At 41.2% G+C, this 15,324-nt stretch carries 13 protein-coding genes; 11 read left to right on the top strand and 2 right to left on the bottom strand.

Features of this window, described 5'->3' with window-relative positions; translation table 11 throughout:
* The first annotated feature begins 32 nt into the window (after positions 1–32).
* The 6 genes from MKZ05_RS14345 (at position 33) to MKZ05_RS14320 (ending at position 4,212) form a co-directional block, all read left to right on the top strand.
* A complete protein-coding gene (locus tag MKZ05_RS14345) occupies positions 33–257 on the top strand; it encodes a hypothetical protein (protein WP_003213467.1) in 225 nt (74 codons plus the stop codon).
* Positions 258–338: 81 nt separating this feature from the next.
* The gene (locus MKZ05_RS14340; protein WP_041816317.1) at positions 339–1,013 is read left to right on the top strand and encodes a zinc metallopeptidase; all 675 of its coding nucleotides are present in this window, start codon (positions 339–341) and stop codon (positions 1,011–1,013) included.
* A 48-nt stretch (positions 1,014–1,061) separates the two neighbouring features.
* Entirely contained in the window at positions 1,062–2,354 is a 1,293-nt protein-coding gene (locus MKZ05_RS14335; RefSeq protein WP_044140793.1) for a hemolysin family protein, read from the top strand.
* Positions 2,355–2,489: 135 nt separating this feature from the next.
* Positions 2,490–2,891, top strand: a complete 402-nt coding sequence (locus MKZ05_RS14330; RefSeq protein ID WP_212045479.1) for a secondary thiamine-phosphate synthase enzyme YjbQ — start codon at positions 2,490–2,492, stop codon at positions 2,889–2,891.
* A 16-nt stretch (positions 2,892–2,907) separates the two neighbouring features.
* Positions 2,908–3,939 (top strand): nitronate monooxygenase, encoded by a 1,032-nt coding sequence (locus tag MKZ05_RS14325; protein WP_339160423.1) that lies wholly within the window; start codon positions 2,908–2,910, stop codon positions 3,937–3,939.
* A 24-nt stretch (positions 3,940–3,963) separates the two neighbouring features.
* Positions 3,964–4,212 (top strand): hypothetical protein, encoded by a 249-nt coding sequence (locus tag MKZ05_RS14320; RefSeq protein ID WP_095117870.1) that lies wholly within the window; start codon positions 3,964–3,966, stop codon positions 4,210–4,212.
* Positions 4,213–4,233: 21 nt separating this feature from the next.
* Here MKZ05_RS14320 and MKZ05_RS14315 read toward each other — a convergent pair whose 3' ends face one another.
* Complete coding sequence (locus MKZ05_RS14315) at positions 4,234–4,974, bottom strand: protein-glutamine gamma-glutamyltransferase (protein WP_044140789.1); 741 nt, start codon at positions 4,972–4,974, stop codon at positions 4,234–4,236.
* A gap of 156 nt (positions 4,975–5,130) precedes the next feature.
* On the opposite strand from MKZ05_RS14315, the gene MKZ05_RS14310 reads away from it, so the two are divergent.
* From MKZ05_RS14310 to MKZ05_RS14290, 5 genes are all read left to right on the top strand, one after another.
* Positions 5,131–7,122, top strand: coding sequence for a methyl-accepting chemotaxis protein (locus tag MKZ05_RS14310; protein WP_339160419.1), 1,992 nt, complete (start codon positions 5,131–5,133; stop codon positions 7,120–7,122).
* A gap of 129 nt (positions 7,123–7,251) precedes the next feature.
* Positions 7,252–9,243, top strand: coding sequence for a methyl-accepting chemotaxis protein (locus MKZ05_RS14305; RefSeq protein ID WP_050944024.1), 1,992 nt, complete (start codon positions 7,252–7,254; stop codon positions 9,241–9,243).
* Positions 9,244–9,419: 176 nt separating this feature from the next.
* Complete coding sequence (locus MKZ05_RS14300; protein WP_339160417.1) at positions 9,420–11,396, top strand: methyl-accepting chemotaxis protein; 1,977 nt, start codon at positions 9,420–9,422, stop codon at positions 11,394–11,396.
* Positions 11,397–11,561: 165 nt separating this feature from the next.
* Positions 11,562–13,550, top strand: coding sequence for a methyl-accepting chemotaxis protein (locus MKZ05_RS14295; RefSeq protein ID WP_339160415.1), 1,989 nt, complete (start codon positions 11,562–11,564; stop codon positions 13,548–13,550).
* Positions 13,551–13,640: 90 nt separating this feature from the next.
* Positions 13,641–14,165, top strand: a complete 525-nt coding sequence (locus tag MKZ05_RS14290; protein ID WP_339160413.1) for a type 1 glutamine amidotransferase domain-containing protein — start codon at positions 13,641–13,643, stop codon at positions 14,163–14,165.
* An 82-nt stretch (positions 14,166–14,247) separates the two neighbouring features.
* Here MKZ05_RS14290 and MKZ05_RS14285 read toward each other — a convergent pair whose 3' ends face one another.
* Positions 14,248–15,231, bottom strand: a complete 984-nt coding sequence (locus MKZ05_RS14285) for a Gfo/Idh/MocA family oxidoreductase (protein ID WP_003213546.1) — start codon at positions 15,229–15,231, stop codon at positions 14,248–14,250.
* Positions 15,232–15,324 lie beyond the last annotated feature (93 nt).

The raw sequence follows: 15,324 nt of genomic DNA, 5'->3' as shown, positions 1-15,324 counted from the left end.
TTAAAATAAGAGAGAAGAAGGAGGGAATGCGAATGTCGTTCGTTCAAAAGACCGTACTTCTTTTTATCGGCGCTCACTTTTTATCATCAGCTATGATCTTACTTGTGTTTGATTTAAATGCTGTCAATCATTTTATGAATGATTTTTCATGGCTGCACTTTTTTCAAAACCTATACGGAACGGTGACCTTTTATACAGCATGCTTAGGTGTGTTCTTCTTTTTCATTGGCGTGGTGATCCCCCTTAAAAAGACCTAGTGCTTTTTTCTGTACACGTTACATAAAAGTCATTAAAATTGTAAATAAATATATAAAATAAAAAGGAAGCTGATGAGCATGCTGTTTTTTTATTTTTTAACTTTTGCCGCATTGGGATTATCATTTTGGGCACAATTTAAAGTAAAGAATAATTTTGAAAAGTATTCAAAGGTTGAAGCATCCAGTATGAAAACAGGTGCTGAAACCGCTCGACATATTTTAGATCGCAACGGGTTATACGACGTGCCTGTTGAACCGGTAAGAGGAACTTTGACTGATCATTACGACCCGACGCAGCGTGTGGTTCGCTTATCTGAACCTGTGTACTACGGCCATTCCATTTCGGCCATTTCAGTCGCATCACACGAGGTTGGACATGCCTTGCAGCATCAGGAATCCTATGGTGCGCTTGTCTTGAGACATAAGATTTTTCCTGTCGTGAACTTTGCATCTGGCGTTGCCCCGCTTCTTTTCCTTGGTGGAATCTTACTTGGCAGCCTTAACTTAATCGGGCTTGGGATCATTTTGTTCTCAGCGGCTGTGTTCTTTCAGCTTGTGACATTGCCTGTCGAGTTTAATGCAAGTTCTCGTGCGAAAGATATCATTGTTTCAGAAGGAATCATTAGAAGCAGTGAAGAAAGAGGCGTGAACAAGGTGTTAAATGCTGCCGCTCTTACGTACGTCGCAGCAGCCCTTGTCTCCTTGTTTGAATTGCTCCGTTTTGTAATGATCTTCCTAAATGGCCGTAATGATTAATTGATGCCAGAGGAGGTGAGCCCTTACCGTTGTTAGGTAAGGGTTTTTTTGTATATTTTAAACGTATTTTTAGTCATATTACTCATTGCTGCGACAGCGTTTTTTGTTGTCACTGAATTTGCGATTGTGAAAATTAGAGGCTCTAAAATCAATCAGCTGATTGAAAGCGGTGATAAGAGAGCCATTCACGTACAAAAGCTCATATCAAATCTCGATGAATATTTATCCGCCTGTCAACTCGGTATTACCATTACCGCTTTAGGCTTAGGGTGGCTGGGCGAGCCGACGGTGGAGCATTTTCTGCATCCACTGTTTGAGGAGTTGGGGCTTCATTCCGCATTAACCGACATCCTATCGTTTATCATCGCATTTGTGATCATTACGTTTTTACATGTCGTTGTGGGAGAACTGGCGCCTAAAACGATTGCCATTCAAAAGGCAGAGGCGGTCAGCCTTGTGACAGCAAAGCCACTCATCTTTTTCTATAAAGTCATGTACCCGTTTATTAAAGCATTAAATGGATCTGCGCGAGGCATTGTGAAATTATTCGGTTTTCATTCTGTCAAAGAACATGAAGTGGCGATCAGTGAGGAAGAATTGCGTCTCATTTTATCTGAAAGCTATGAAAAGGGTGAGATTAACCAGTCTGAGTACAAATATGTGAATAAAATTTTTGAATTTGATAACCGAGTGGCGAGAGAGATCATGATTCCTCGTACAGAAATTTCAGCCATAGAGATTGAACAGACGCTTGAAGACGTGACACATTATATGCTGAACGAAAGATACACACGCTACCCCGTCATTAAAGAAGACAAAGATCATGTGATTGGTGTCATCAATAGCAAAGATGTGTTTAAGGCGAGCTTTTTAAATCAAGATGTGACGATTGAAGACTTAATGCGTCCAGTGATTCGGGTGATTGAAAGTACGCCTGTTCAAGAATTGCTCATTTTGATGCAAAAGGAGCGAATTCATATGTCTGTGCTCGTAGACGAATATGGAGGAACAGCCGGACTTGTCACAGTAGAGGACATATTAGAGGAAATCGTGGGCGAAATTCGAGATGAATATGATCAGGATGAAACACCTCATATCGTCAAAAAAGGTGACTTCCACTATGTAATGGATGGGAAAGCCTTGATTGATGAAGTAAATGATTTATTGGATTTAGCCATTGAGAATGATGATGTTGATACAATTGCTGGCTGGATGATGACACATAAATTTGATATTGAGATTGGAGATACGATTGAAGCAGAAGGCTGTGAATTTACCATCATAGATGCAGAAGACCATCATATTCGGACCATTGACATCAAAAAGGTCCACTTTTCCTAAAAACCTCGTAACACTTGACGAGGTTTTTTTACTTGGTAAACTTTAGGTGAGATAATGCCTTCTACCGATAAACAGTGATTGACTTCATATAAAAAGGGTATGGTTTGATAGAAATGACAAAAAGGAGCCGCTCATATGAAAAAAATCAATGTACAAACAAATAGACGCGATGAGATGATCGACGTGACGAACGAGGTCCATCAATATATCAAGGAAACAGGTATTCAAAACGGAACCGTCATCGTCTACTGTCCTCATACGACAGCAGGGATGACCATTAATGAAAATGCGGACCCAGATGTGAAACGAGATATGCTCCGCCGGCTTGACGAAGTCTTTCCGTGGGAACATCCGAAGGACCGCCATATGGAAGGAAATACAGCCGCACATATGAAAGCGAGCTTTATGGGTGCTACGCAGCATATTCTCATTAATCATGGTGATCCTGTCCTTGGCACATGGCAGGGAATTTATTTCTGTGAGTTTGACGGGCCGAGACATCGCCATTTTTATATACAGGTATCATCAAACGAGTAAGAGATGGGGGAAATAAATGGGGGATATCACGAAATTACTGCAAATCAAATATGGGATTATTCAAGCGCCAATGGCAGGAGGTGCCGTGACACCTCAGCTGGCAGCCGCTGTTTCGCAATGCGGAGGACTTGGCAGTTTGGCAAGTGGATATGTGCAACCTAACCATTTGAGGCAGCAGATCAGACAGGTCAAACAACTGACAACTCGCCTGTTTCAGGTCAATGTATTTGTACCAGAGCCAATTCCTGAAGTCAAAAAAGAGGATGTGGCATTTTGGGAGAAGAGACTGCCAGCACGACCAGTAGCCGATAGACTGCCGAGCGAAGAGGAATTGTGGAATGATTTTGAACAGAAAATCAACATTCTTTTGGATGAGGACGTACCGGTCGTTTCCTTTACCTTCGCTTGTCCAAACGAACAAACGATACATCGCTTTAAACAAAAGGGGATCTTTTTAATTGGAACCGCCACAACAAAAGAGGAAGCACTGCTTTTAGAGGAAAAAGGGATGGATGCCATTGTTCTGCAAGGAAGTGAAGCAGGGGGTCACCGAGGTACCTTTTTACCTGCAAAAGGAGATGCCCTGATGGGACTTTTTAGCCTGATCTCTGACGTCAAGCCGCTCTGTCATGTGCCATTGATCGCCGCAGGCGGGATTACAGATCGAGCAGGTGTGGAAGCCGCTCTAGCACTTGGAGCGGATGCGGTGCAAATCGGCACACGATTTTTAGCCAGTCAGGAAAGTGCTGCGGCAGACATATACAAAAAGGCGATTTTACAGGCAGCAAGCAGTGAAACAAAGATCACGAAGCTTTTTTCTGGAAAAAGAGCAAGAGGTATTGTGAATCAGTGGATGGAGGAAGAAAGACAGAATGAAGATAGGGTTCTTCCTTATCCGGTTCAGCATGTATGGACGACACCGATGCGAAAAGCAGCAGCAGCGGCGGGAAACCCTGATCAAATGGCTCTTTGGGCGGGACAGGGCGTTGGCCGTATTCACTCGATTTTAACCGTTGAGGAGATCATGCATGAACTGACGCACATATAAAATCATGTTGGGTGGTGTGAAAGGGTGGACATCTTAAAACATTCATACCGAAAAAAAGGCCAAATTGAATTCTGGTTTGATGAATTTCCGCACTCTCCTGCCGTCCTTACGCCCATTCGTCATTACTATTTTGTTCGTTATGTAAAATGGAGCCGGCATGATCCGCCGGTCACAAGTAAAGACTTAGAAAAAATGGAGATCCTTGCGAACACGATGCTTGGCACGCTGCAAGATTATCGAAAGCGCAAGGCATACAAAAGCCCCTTGTCATAACCACTAGACAAGAGGCTTTTTTTAGCTGCCGAACATTTGCCTGAGATAAATCACATCCATCCGGGTGGTCTGCGGCAATAGATAAGCAGATTGAACAGCACCTGGCCGCCTTCTCTTATTCAATTTGTCGATAATTTCTGCCGCTGTTAAAATCCCAAGTCCATGTCCGTAATATTGATCTTCTCCTAAGTAAATCACATTTTCCCCGCGCCACTGTGACTGCTGATAGCTAAATTCTGGATTCTCGAAATATAAGCAATCCCCATAGATAAAGTCATTCCCGCGCTCTGTATAAATCGACAATGTATCATAATGCCAGTCATACAGAGTTAGACTGCGAAGCCTTCGGTTAAACTTCTCGTCCCCTACCGTTTGCAAGACGCCCATATAAAACACGATGACAATGGCGGTGGCACATTCAAATGCATATTGTGAGCCATTTTCAAAAATGTCTTTAATGCCTCTAGATGGTTCGACTTGATAGCGCAGCTCTAGTGCTCCTGCTTCAGATACGCGCCAAAAGGCGTCATTTGCACGAGACCTTTGAAAGATGGCAAATGAGGCACCACTTTTATGCAAATCTCTTGCAGCATTCATAATGTTCGATCTCAATGTAACCTCAAATAACAAATCAGATGCTTGCCTGTAGCGGAACGTATCATTTGAGGCTTGTAACTGCATCAAAATGATCCGCTTTTGTCCCTCTAGCTGAAATGAAGCCAGCTGCTCATTTGTCACTGGCTGTCCTGAAAGGATAATCATATGAAAAGCGCCCCCTTTTGTATTAGCGTATGCAGGGTGCTTGGGCAAGGAATCAATTTGTGTAAATAAACAAAAAAGCATCCTTTTTATTTGAAAAACATGAAAATAATATGAAGCTGTCCGATATATAACATATCGTTTAAAAGGAGGAAAAACATGAAAAATGCAATAAAATGGTTGAAAAAACCATCGATTTCTAAAAGACTGATTATTTCATTCACTCTCGTCCTTGTCTTGCCAATTATTACACTCAGTACGATTTCATATCAGATTGCCAAAGAAGAATTAGATCATGAAATCATGTACGGAGCAAAAGCAAGAGTCAATGAACTGAATGACATGATCCAGCAAAAGCTGATGAATAAGGAAAACGCAGTAAAACTCTTTACTGAAACAGCTACTGCTGCAGACTTTAAAAAGAACAATCAGGACAAGCTGTATGAGCATTTTGAGATATACAGCAAAATCAATGAAGATGATGTGGTTGGGTTTTATGCAGCAAGTAAAAAGCGTGACTTCATTCAGTTTCCTAAAGTAGATATGCCAAAAGGCTATGATCCAACAACGCGCGATTGGTATCAACTAGCTATGCAGGATGATAGTGGTAATCCAGTTGTCACCAATCCATACATTTCTGCCACAACAAACGGCATGGTTGTCACGATTGCCCAGCGCCTTAAGGACGGGGCGGGAGTGATCGGAATCGACATTGATGTACAAGACATTGTCGATAAAATAAAAGAGATTAAAATTGGACGAGAAGGATACCCAATTATTGCGAATAAAAACAAGCAAATTGTGGCCCATCTAGAAGAAAAATCAGGATCTAAGGTTACTGAAAATATTTCATCTATCCTTTACAGCGGAAAAGAAGGAACATCAACTTATGAGAATAAAGGAGAACAAAAGCGTCTCGTTTTTGTGACTAATGATTTAACAGGTTGGAAAATTGCTGGAACGATGTTTGTATCAGAAACAGAAGAAGCAGCACAGCCAGTTTGGAATTCTGCCATTATTCTTTTAATTTCTTCCTTTATCCTTGGCGGTATTGCGATCTTCTTTATCGTTCGCTCCATCACAATTGGACTTCGAAAGCTTGTTGATTTCTCAGAAAAGGTGAGTGATGGTGATTTAACCGAAACCCTTGAAACCAAATCGAAGGATGAAATTGGAGATCTCACAAGAAGCTTTAGCAAAATGAGTGAATCCCTTCGTGACGTCATTCGAGCGGTACAGCAATCTGTCGACAATGTGGCTTCCGCTTCCGAGGAGCTGACGGCAAGTGCCAGCCAAACAAGTCAAGCAACTGAGCATATCACGATGTCGATTGAACAATTTTCAAATGGAAATGAAGCACAAAACGAGAAAGTCGAATCTAGTACGAATCAGCTTGTGGCAATGAATGAAGGATTACAAGGCATGTCACAAACGTCATCAGAAGTGGCTACTGTCTCACTTCAATCGACAGAGGCAGCTGGTCAAGGCGGCCGAATAGTTGAAAGCACAGCGAGCCAAATGAAACATATTGATACATCTGTACAAGAAGCAGAACAAGTCATGAAGCAATTAGAATATAAGTCTAAAGATATTACGAGCATTTTAAATGTCATTAACGGCATTGCAGATCAAACGAATCTTCTTGCGTTAAATGCAGCCATCGAAGCAGCAAGAGCAGGCGAATCAGGACGCGGCTTCTCTGTCGTGGCAGAAGAAGTGAGAAAATTAGCTGTCCAATCGGCAGACTCAGCGAAAGAAATAGAAAAGCTCATTCAAGAAATTGTGTTAGAAATTGCTAAATCTCAAGATATGTTCAAAACGGTCAATCGAGAAGTACATGCAGGACTTGGTATGACAGAAGAAGCAAAAGAAAGCTTCCAGAACATTTATGAGGCGGCAGAAGGAATGTCGAAAAAACTGACGCAATTAAACGATACAGCCATTGATCTATCGAGCGGTTCGAAGCTAGTTGCACAAGCTATGCAGGAGATGCGTCAAGTCTCTAGAGAAAGTGCGGCAAACATTCAGGACATTGCGGCTTCTGCTGAAGAGCAACTGGCATCTATGGAAGAAATATCATCTTCTTCAGTGACACTTTCTAACATGGCAGAGGAACTAAAAGAGCTCACAAGTCAATTTAAAATTGATTAAATAATAATGATGAAAAAATACCCAGAATTGTCTGGGTATTTTTTTTATATTTTAAACATCGTTTTCAGCCTGTAAAAATAAACCTTTCATCCGATAATAACTTTAGAGAAGTAAAGGGGGAAAGAGAAAATGGGGAAAATGATTCAATGGTTAAAAAAACCATCCATTTCAAAAAAATTAATTATTGCCTTTTTGGTAGTCCTTATCCTGCCAACCACTGCACTGACAATTAGTGCGTTTTTTACATCAAAGACAGAGCTAGACAAACAGATTATGGGCAGTGCGATGAGTCAAGTCAATGCATTTGATACTTTAATCAATGAGAATATAGGAAACAAAGCAGATGCTGTGGCTCTGTTTACAGACTCACTCAAAGCGTCTAATCTTCAAGAAAAAAATAGAAATGCGACCATCAAAGAATTGCAGCAATTTGGAAAAATTAATGAAAAAGATGTTTCTGCTATCTATGCAGGCTCCGAAAAGGGATTGTTTATGCAATATCCAGTTCAAAAGATGCCTGATGGCTACGATCCAAGAGAGCGTCCATGGTATCAAGAAGCGCTCAATGCAGAGAACGGTAAACAAGTCATCACAAAACCATACGTAGCAGCCTCCACAGGCAAAATGGTCATCACGATTACTCAAAAAATGAAAGATGGGTCAGGTGTTATTGGACTTGATATGGAAATTGACACCCTGATTCAAAAGTTAAAAGAAATCAAAATTGGGCAAAAAGGCTATGCCTTCATCATGGAGAAAGATAAAACAGTTTTAGCAGATCCGACCCAAAAGCCAGGAAGTCAGGTCAATGAGAATCTAGCAAATATTATTTATCAAAACAAAGAAGGAAACGGCAGCTACACACTCAAAGGAATAGATAAAAAGGTTGCGTATGTGACCAACGAATTAACCGGCTGGAAAATCGGTGGAACGATGCTCGTATCAGAAGTAGAAGATGCAGCAAAGCCCGTTTTCAATACAGCCCTTATTGTGTTCAGTGTGACACTTATCGTAGCAGGTACCCTCATCTTCTTTATCGTCCGCTCTATATCTAAAAGATTATCCAACCTTGCCCGCTTCTCGAAAAAAGTCAGCGAAGGTGATTTGCGCGATAAGCTTCAGATCCAATCAGATGACGAAATTGGCCAAGTTGGGAAAGGCTTTAATACAATGATTGACTCATTAAGAACCCTCATTGGTGCCGTCCAAACCTCAGTCGAAAATGTCGCTTCTTCATCAGAAGAACTGACCGCCAGCGCAGGGCAAACAAGTAAAGCAACAGAGCATATTACACTAGCCATTGAACAATTTTCCAATGGAAATGAAAGTCAAAATGACAAAGTCGAATCCAGCTCAGAAGAGTTAGATGAAATGAACCGTGGCCTTCAGCACATGAATGAGTCGGCTGAATCCATTACTGCTTCATCGATCAAATCAACAGATATCGCAGGGGAAGGCGGACAGCTTGTCGAAAAAACCGCTTCTCAAATGAATGTCATTGATCAGTCCGTGAAAAAAGCAGAGAATGTCATCAGCGCTCTTGAAAGTAAATCAAAAGACATTACACAAATTCTAGGTGTCATCAATGGTATTGCCGACCAAACGAATCTACTTGCGCTAAATGCAGCAATTGAGGCAGCAAGAGCTGGGGAATCTGGCAGAGGCTTCTCCGTTGTAGCAGAAGAAGTAAGAAAACTGGCTGTTCAATCAGCCAATTCGGCGAAAGAAATCGAGAATTTGATTAAAGAAATCGTTCAAGACATCGATGTATCACAGGAAGTATTCACTGCAGTGAATCGAGAAGTTCAATCAGGCCTAAGCTTCACTGAACAAACAAGAGTCAGCTTCCACAATATTTTCGAAATGACAAAGGAAATTTCTGACCAGCTTCAAACCATGAATCAAACAGTTGTCCAGCTTTCAAATGGCTCTGCACATGTGTCAGAGGCTGTCCGTGAGATTGCAGACGTCTCACGTGAAAGCTCCGCAAACATTCAAGACATTGCGGCTTCAGCGGAAGAACAGCTCGCATCTATGGAAGAAATCAGCTCCTCCTCTGCTACGCTTTCATCAATGGCAGAAGAATTGCGTGATTTGATCAGCAAATTTAAAGTCGAATAGACAAAATGAAAAGAGCCCTTCAGCTAAAGGGCTCTTTTTCAATCGAATAAATCAAAAGAAATAGGTAAATTTACTCATTTTAATTAGATTTCGAACATTACCCCTTGAAAAATAATTCATATTACCTAAGAATAGAAGGGAAATACCACAAATAATAATTCAAAAGGAGTAGAGTCATGAAAAAAATCAACTTTTTTAAGCATTTTACAATGTCCAAGAAATTAATTACTGCATTCTTAGCGATTCTCCTAGTGCCAATTCTCGTATTGGCAGCATTTTCTTATGATGTGGCATCAAAGTCTCTCAATAATGAGATTATGTCTAGTGCTGCAAATGGTGTTCAGCAATTAAACGAACTCATTAATAAAGATGTACAGCCTAAAATTGATATCGTTTCTTATTTATCGAAATCGGTGAAAAAGAGTGAATTGACTTCTAAAAATAAGGATTTACTCAAGGTGAAATTAAAGCAATTATCGGAAACAGACGAAGATGTTGTGGAAGTATTCATTGCAGATCAAAATGGTAAACTAACCGAATATTCCGAGATTCATAAAGGTAGTGAAGCGAGTGTAAAAAACGAACCGTGGTTTCAACAATCGATGAGAGATGAGAAACTCATCATTTCAGATCCTTTTGCCGACAAGTCATCAGATGACCTGCTCATCAGAATATCAGAACAGCTAGCAGATGGTTCTGGTGTGATTGGAATCAATGTGCGCTTGAACACGATCGTGAAAGATACAAACAGCATCAAAATAGGCAAAGAAGGCTATGCGTTTGTCGCGACTTCAGATCAGCATTATATTGCCCATAAAACAGACAAGCCTGGGGCGAAATTGACAGGTGATTTCATCACGAAATTGTATGCTAAAAAACAAGGCAGTTTCAAATATGAATACAATGGACAGCCGAAGCAAATGTTCTTTGACACAAATGAAGCAACAGGCTGGAAGCTTGCTGGAACCATGTATGTGGACGAAGTCAAAGAAGCTGCACAGCCAGTGCTCGACTTAACAATGATCATACTGGCAGTTGCGATTGCCATAGGCGGAATCGCGATTTATTTTATTATTAAATCAATCCGAAAGCCACTGATAGCACTCTCTGAATCGGCTGAGAAAATCAGTCAGGGTGATCTGACCCAGCACATTGAAGTTCGTACGCACGATGAAATCGGCAAGCTTGCGCAGAGCTTTAACGAGATGTCAGCTAAGCTGAAACAAGTCATTCAAGCTGTTCAAAATTCCATCGAAAATGTGGCCGCCTCTTCTGAAGAATTAACAGCAAGTGCGGGACAGACCGCTCAAGCGACTGAGCATATCACATCATCTATTGAACAGTTCTCAAACAGCAATGAACATCAAAATGATATGATCGAAAAAAGCTCAGTCCAGTTGAACGAAATGGATCGCAGCTTATCCCATATGGTCGATACGACCTCTCATATGATGGAATCGTCGATTGATTCGAGCAATACGGCTCAGGCCGGTGGAGAGCTTGTTCAAAAAACAGCAGGGCAAATGCAAACCATCGAGCAGGCAGTGAAAGAAGCAGAGCTTGTGATTCAAGGCTTAGAGCAGAAATCAAAGGATATTACGAACATTCTGGGTGTCATTAACGGCATTGCCGACCAGACCAATCTCCTAGCTTTAAATGCTGCGATAGAAGCCGCTCGGGCAGGAGAAGCAGGCAGAGGTTTCTCTGTTGTTGCAGAAGAAGTTCGTAAGCTGGCAGAGCAATCCGGAAGCTCTTCAAAGGAAATTGAAAGCTTGACGAACGAGATTGTAGAGGAAATTAAAAAATCACAGAACATGTTTAAACAAGTAGCAGGTGAAGTACAATCTGGATTAGACATTACAGATGAAACGAAAATCAGCTTTGAGAAAATTACCGATAAAACATCAGAAATGACAGAACAAATGAAACAAATGAACGGAACGGCTAAAGAACTCTCGCATGGCTCAAATGATATTTCACATGCGGTGAATCAAATTAAAGAGCTTTCACGAGAAAGCTCCGCAGGCTTCCAAGATATCGCAGCATCCGCAGAAGAACAGCTGGCATCTATGGAAGAGATCAGTTCCTCCTCTGCTACGTTATCTCAGATGGCAGAAGAGCTAAGAGAGCTCATTAAACAATTTAAAATATAAGAATATAGGGAAGCACCTGACGTTTTGGCGTCAGGTGTTTTTTCCATTCAATACATATAATTTGGGTATTTTGGTCTTATTTAGACTTTAATAAGTTAAAAAAGTAAAGAACATAGTAGTACTTCCGATATATATACTATCTTACTAAAAGGAGTTTTCTTTTTTATGAAATTCATACAGTATTTCAGGAAGCCATCTATTTCAAAAAAGCTCGTATTCTCTTTCTTATTTATTCTCTTATGCCCAATCATTGTGTTGGCATTCTCTTCATATCATACGGCGAGTACTTCTTTGAATGATCAAATCATGCAAAGTGCAAAGGAGAACGTCGAGCAGCTAGATAAAAATATTACGAAGGTTGTGAAAGTGAAAACAGACGCAGCCGATTTCTTTAGCAAATGGATTACGGAGAAAAAGCTTAAGCAAAAAGGCACGACAGATATTCAAGGACGGTTTGAGCAGTTCATGAGTATGAATGATGACACAGAAGGCATTTTTGTCGCTTCAAGTGATGGCAAAGTGTTTTCAAGATATCCTAATAAAAAAATGCCTGCTGACTATGTCGCAACGGAGCGGGATTGGTATAAAGACGGCTGGGAGAAAAACGGAGAGCTGTCTGTTTCAGCACCGTATCCAACAGCTTCCACAGGTACGCTTGTGGTCACCATCTCTAAAAAGTTAGAGGACGGATCAGGAGTCATTGCAATGAACCTAGACATTGCGAATCTAGTAAAAGAATCAAATAGCATAAACATTGGGAAACAAGGCTATGCCTTTATCGGAAGTCCGGATCGTACCTTTGTTGCCCATCCTACGAAAAAAGCGGGAACAAAATTATCTGGTGAATGGCTAGAAAAGCTTTATTCACAAGATGAAGGTTCTATGAGTTATATGTTTGAAGGAAAAGAAAAGCAAATGGAATTCACCACAAACAAAGCGACTGGCTGGAAAATTGTCGGTACGATGTTTGTGACAGAAGTAGAAGAAGCTGCACAGCCAGTCTTTAACATGGCCGCTATCATTTTAGCTGGCGCGCTCATCATTGGCGGGATTCTGATCTTCTTGATCATCCGTTCCATTACAAAACCACTATCTATACTTGTCTCTTCTTCAAAGAAAATCAGTGAAGGAGATTTAACAGAAAAAATTGATGTCCGGTCAAAAGATGAAATTGGACAGCTAGGCACAAGCTTTAATGAAATGAGTGAATCATTAAGAGATGTCATCCAAGCTGTACAAACATCTGTAGAAAACGTGGCTTCTTCATCTGAAGAACTGACAGCAAGCGCAGGTCAAACAACAAAAGCAACCGAACATATTACATCATCTATTGAAACATTCTCAAACGGCAACGAAAATCAAAGCGAAATGGTGGAGCAAAGTGCGGCTCATTTAAAACAAATGAATGAAGGTCTGAACGAGGTCGCAGAAACATCTGATGTCATCGCAGCATCATCTATTCAATCAAGAACAGTCGCGGAATCAGGCGGACAGCTTGTGGAGCAAACCGTTGGCCAAATGAAGACGATCGACCATTCAGTGAAAGAAGCTGAAGGGGTGATCAACGGGCTAGAGCATAAATCAAAAGACATCACAAACATCCTAGGCGTGATTAACGGCATTGCGGATCAAACGAATTTACTTGCACTCAATGCAGCTATTGAAGCAGCACGTGCAGGTGAGTCAGGCAGAGGCTTCTCTGTTGTCGCAGAGGAAGTACGTAAACTTGCAGTTCAATCATCAGATTCAGCAAAAGAGATTGAAAAGCTTGTGAAAGAAATTGTATCTGAAATCGAAACATCTCAAAATATGTTCAAATCAGTGAATGAAGAAGTGAAGAATGGTCTTTCCATTACAGATCAAACGAAAGAAAGCTTCTCACAAATTAACCAGCAAACAGCGGAAATCGCTACAAGAATGAATGAAATGAATACAACAGTACGCGAGCTTTCAAAAGGATCTGAGCAAATTTCTAAAGCAGTGTATGAAATTGCAGATGTATCACGAGAGAGTTCAGCAAGTATCCAAGATATCGCTGCATCTGCTGAAGAGCAACTTGCTTCTATGGAAGAGATTAGTTCTTCCTCTACGACTCTTTCCCAAATGGCGGAAGAATTACGTGATTTAATTAAAAAATTCAAGATCAGCGAATAAGATCAAGTGGTTCTCCTCAAGGGGAACCGCTTTTCTTTTTAAGCGGTCATCTCGTACAATAGAGGAAATCGAAAGAATAGGAGAGATGTTATGCGTTTATCAAATAAGAAGGTCATTGCGTTTGTCAGTGATGATTTTGAAGATTTAGAGCTATGGTATCCGGTTCTGCGTTTACGAGAAGAAGGGGCAACTGTGCATCTTGTAGGAGAAAAAGCAAATCATGAGTACACTGGGAAGTATGGTGTGCCGGCTGTATCTGATGCAGATTTTTATTCCATTCAAGCGGAAGAATATGATGCTGTGCTTGTCCCTGGAGGATGGGCACCAGATAAACTGCGCCGTTTTCCAGAAGTGTTAAATATCGTACGTTCATTTGATGAAAAGGCAAAACCAATCGGGCAAATTTGCCACGCTGGATGGGTATTGATTTCAGCAGGAATCCTGCAAGGAAAAAAAGTGACAAGTACACCTGGTATTAAAGATGATATGACAAATGCTGGAGCAGACTGGTTTGATGAAGCAGTCGTCACAGATGGTCACCTCGTCTCGAGCAGACGTCCACCGGATCTTCCTCCCTATGTGAAAGCATTTGCGGATGTATTAGCGGCAACATAAACAATGGACCCAAAATAAAAAAACAAAGGGCGAACTTGCACATCATGTTCGCCCCTTGTTTATCATTTCATGCCCATTCATTTTATCTATCGGCAGGAAACCTCACGCCCATTTGTTTTCTCGCCTCGTCCATGACGGACATGGTTTGAACAGATAAGGCAAATGTATTGACCGGAGACTGCCTCATTCCTTGCTGAATACACTCAATAAAATGACAGATTTCATAATACATGGCTGGCTGATCATCTTCGAGAGAGATGTCGGTATGGTGTCCTTGCCGATCATGGATCGTGATATGCGAAGGACGGTGGAATTGATCAATCACCATCGTCGCATCCTCTCCTTGAATTTCCGCAGATAAATGAGACGTTGAAATTTTAGAATGAAAAAGAAGTGCTTGATGCCCGTCATATTGCATAAGGACAGAGCCGCTCCCATCTACACCAGAAGAAAGCTTATAGCCTCTCGCGGTGATTTGATTCGGCAGACCAAATAAATAGAGCGCCGGGTAGACGAGATACACACCGATATCCATTAAAGAACCATTGGATAATTCAGGCTTAAAAGCATTTGGAATCTCGCCATTTCGGTAGGCATCGTATCTTGAGGAATATTTACAGTAATGAGCGACCACTTGCCGAATGGGTCCAAGCTGATCAAGGTGCTGTTTGATTTGAAGGAAGTTGGGCAGAAATGTCGTTTTCATCGCTTCCATCAAACACACTTGATGTTTCTTCGCTGCAGCAATCATTTCTTCTACTTCTTTTCGGTGAGAGGCAAATGGTTTTTCGCATAATACGTGCTTTTGGTGCTCCATCATCAACATGGCCTGCTCTTTATGAAGGGCATTTGGACTCGCAATATACACGGCATCAAACGCATCACTTTCCGCCATTTGATGTAAGTTCGTAAAAACTGTATCAATACCGTATTTTTCGGCAAATGCCTGGCCTTTTTCAGCGGACCGTGAATAGACGGCTGTACATGTAAAATCAGCTACTCCTTCACCGGCCTGTAAGAATCGATCTGTAATCCAGTTCGTTCCGATGACAGCAAATCGAATCATGTCGTTCCCTCCTTCTACTTTCTCTGATTATACATCCTTTGAAAGCGTTTGTATGAAAGAACATTCTTTTTATTGAAAAGCGGATGAAACCTT

This window comes from Bacillus sp. FSL M8-0277, from assembly GCF_037975305.1.
Taxonomy (GTDB): domain Bacteria; phylum Bacillota; class Bacilli; order Bacillales; family Bacillaceae; genus Bacillus; species Bacillus pumilus.
Note: the sequence above shows the minus strand (reverse complement) of the source record. Positions and strands in the feature narration are given on the sequence as shown.